A 3,452-nucleotide genomic window follows, 5' to 3' on the forward strand; every position below is an offset into this window, starting at 1 on the left:
GGCAAACAGCTGGGCGTGCTTGAAGTCGATCTCCTCGCGGGCACGGGCGAAGAACTCGGTGTCCCGCGGGTTGGCGCCGGGCCAGCCGCCCGGGACGAGCCGCGGGGCCGGTCCGCGGCCGCCCCCGACACCCCCGGCGCGTACCGGCGCCGCCTCGTGCGCCCCGCCGCCCTGCACGGCCCGGACGCCGGACTGCTCTGGGTGGGCGACCTGCGCGCGGCCCGTACCGCCGGGGATCCCGTCCGCCCCGACGACCCGGAGGCGCTGGCCGTCCTCGTCGATCTGCTGCGCGGACTGTTCGACGAGACCCTGGAGGCCCTCGCCCGGTTCCCCGAGGCCGTCGCCGTGCCCGGCGTCCACGTCCTGGAGCACGACCTGTCCGGCGCCGCCCGGGCCCGGGCCTGGCGGGAGGCGCTGACCCGGTTCGCCGGCGGGCGCTACACCGGCGGCCGGCGCTCCGGGGACGACGACACCTCCCGGATCGAACTCCCCAAGCCGGTGGACGAACTGGCCGCCGGCCGCCCGGCGGGCCCGGTGCCGGGCCACCGCACTCCCGGCGGCGCCGCGGACCGCGCGTACACCGGCTGCTCCAGCGCCCTCGACGAGGCGTACGCGGGCTGGGCCCAGCTCAGCGGGTTCGGCGGGCTGCTCCTCGGCACGGGCCGGCGCGCCTGCGAGGCGGCGCTCGACTCCGCCTCCCACGGGCTCAGCGGATACCGCACCCTGGTCCTGCGGGCCCTGCACGACGGCGCCCCGGGCGCCGCGGCCGCGGCCCCGGAATCCACCCTGCTGCTGACCGAACTCGGCGTGCGGGTACCGCCGTACGCGGGCAGCCGGGAGGCGGTGGGCGACGGACTCCAGCGGCTGGCGGAGCGCATGCTGGGCGAGCGCCTCGCGCTGCGCAGCGTCGCCGAGCGCTTCGCCGCCCTCTCCGAGCAGGTCGCGCCCGCCCCGAGCGCCGGACTGCTCGTCGAGGCCGACCGCCGTTGCCCGCCCGAACTGCCGCAACGCGTCTCGGCGGAACAGCACTTCGGCATCGCCACCGTCAGCTTCGGGCAGCTCGCCGGAGCGGCCGCGGCGGGCGCGCTCGCCGGGCTGTACCCCTGGCCCGGCACGCTCGCGGCCCTCGGCGTCCTGGCGGTCCTGGTCGGCGGCGGCCTGCTCACCCGGGCGCATCACCCCGGACGCGCGGGCTCCGGCTCGGTGCCGGCCGGCGTCGCCGCCCAGACCCTGGCCCTGGCGGTGGGCGCGGTCTGCGGGCTTCTCGTGACGCGCGCGGAGGCCGTACCGTCCTGGGCGGCCCTGTTCGGTGCCCTGTTCGGGCTGGGGCTCGCCTGGGTCCTGGTGCTGGTCCGCTGGCGTCGCGCGGTGGACGCCTGGTGGGAACTGACCGGCGCGGACGACGCCCGCCGGGCCTTGGACGGCCTCGACGCGCTGCTCGCGGACGCCGTGTTCCGGCAGCGCTGGGCCGCCGAGGAGCGCCTCTACTGCGCCGACGCGGCCCGCATGGTCGCCGGAGTGCTGCGCGGCGCCGCGCTGAGCGCCGAGGAACTGGACGGCAGGCCGGAGGAGTCCGAGCGGGCCACGGCGGACGGCGGCTGGCGGGAGGCCGAGCGGGCGGAGCCGGCCCCCGGCCCCGCCGCGGACTTCCCGGACGCCCGGGAACGGCCCGACTGGATGCCGGCACCGGACCCCTACAGCCGGACGGCCGACGCGCCCGAGCGGGCGACCAGCCCGACCATCGGCCCCCAGCGCACCGCCCCGGACCGCACCGCCAGACGCGTACCGGGCTCCGATGCCCTGCTCGGCGCCGGTCCGCGCTGGCTGGACCGCGAGGCCGGCGAGGGCGGCCCCCACCTCGTGGACACCCTCGTGGACGACCTCACCGACACCCTCGTCCACGCGCTCGGCCTCTACTGGGGCGTGGTCTCCCGGGGACAGGCCGGGGCCGGCGCGCTCACCGACGTCGAGCGGCGGATCCGGCAGATGCTGGAGGTGACCCGCCGTCACCTGTTCACCCAGGGAGTGGTCTCGCCCCCGCCCTTCACCCGCTCGGCGGACCGGCGCGGCAGCGCCGAGGGCCTGCTCGGCATCGGGCACCAGCGGGTGGCCGACGCGATCGAGCTCGACCCGCAGGGCCGCCGCATGGTGGACCTGGCCTCGGCGGACCAGGCTCCGCTGCTCAGCCGGGACCCCGGCGCGGTGGAGTGGATCAGGTTCGCCCCGCAGGCCGTCTGGAAGGGCACGGACGGACGCGAGGGGACGGGCGTCGCGACCAGGGAGCCCCGGCAGGCCCCGGCCGTCGTCACCGAGGGCGTGCACAGCCGTTCCGTGTGGACGCCCACCGGCCGCTACGCCGGGCTCCTCAAGCTGGTCCCGCTCCGGCTCGGCGTGGTCACCTCGGTCCGGCTGCGCGAGTGGGCCGAGGACGCGCCGAGGTCCCGGGACCGGCTCTCCTACGAGGAGGGCCTGTGAACGGGCGGACGGCGGGGGCCCCGGAGTCCGGGACGGCCGCCCAGGACTTCCGGCCGCCGCGGGGTGGCACCGAGATGCCCCCCGACCTGTCCTTCACCACCCCGGGCGGGCGGCGCCACACCGTGCCCACCCGGATCGGGGCGGATCTCAGGCGGGTCGTCCGCCCGCCCCTGCTGGCCCGCCGGGTGCTGCTCGGCGACGCCTGGAAGGGCGTACAGGTACGGCTCTCCGCCGCCGACGCCTCCGACCAGCAGGAGTACCTGACCCTGGAGGCCGAGGTGGGGGCCGCCCTGATGATCCACCGCGCCTTCGGCGGCAGCCCGTACCAGGGACTCTTCCCGGTACCGGTCGGCTACGACATGGACGCCGCCGAACCCTTCCTGATCTACTCCGAGCCCCGCGGCGAGCCCGCCACCGGACTCGCCCACGGCATCTCCACCAGCGACCAGCGGATCATCGAGCGCGACCTGGTGCTCGCGGTGCGGCTGCTGGAGAGCATCGGACTGGTGCACCGGGGCATCGTGCCCGCCGCCGTCCGGTGGGACGGGGAGCGGGCGCAGCTGTGGGACCTGGGCGCCGTCGCCCGGATCGGCAGCCCGCGCACCCCCTGGGGGGTCCCGCCCTACGCGCCCCCCGAACAGCGGTCCGGTGTCGGCGAGGCCGACGCCCGCGACGCGCTGTGGAGCACCGCCCAGCTGATGTACCAGCTCGTGGCCGGCCGTCAGGGCAGACCGGACGGGCCGCCCGCGGACCTCGACGCCTACCGCTCGCTGGCCCAGACCCTCGGCGGCGCCTTCGCGTCCCGCGCCGAGGGCCGGCCGACCGCCACCCACCTGCTCGGCCTGATCATGCCGGACTCCGATCCGACCGCCATGGTCACCGCCGTACCCGACCCGCGCTGGGCCTCGTACAGGTTCGACGGCCGCACCGCGTCCGGGCTGCCGTACAGCTCCAGGCGGGTGTGCAGGTCGCCGGTG

1 protein-coding gene and 1 pseudogene are annotated in these 3,452 nt (G+C 77.6%); both read left to right on the forward strand.

Translation table 11 applies throughout. From position 1 onward, the window contains the following. A partial coding sequence (locus ABZ896_RS52280) for a hypothetical protein (RefSeq protein ID WP_360946465.1) occupies positions 1 to 2,475 on the forward strand: 2,475 nt, incomplete at its 5' end. Continuing rightward, positions 2,472 to 3,452: pseudogene (locus tag ABZ896_RS52285) on the forward strand (hypothetical protein); the annotation flags it as partial. The gene ABZ896_RS52280 and the pseudogene ABZ896_RS52285, both read left to right, overlap by 4 nt.

The sequence above is a fragment of the Streptomyces sp. NPDC047072 genome, assembly GCF_040643855.1.
Taxonomy (GTDB): domain Bacteria; phylum Actinomycetota; class Actinomycetes; order Streptomycetales; family Streptomycetaceae; genus Streptomyces.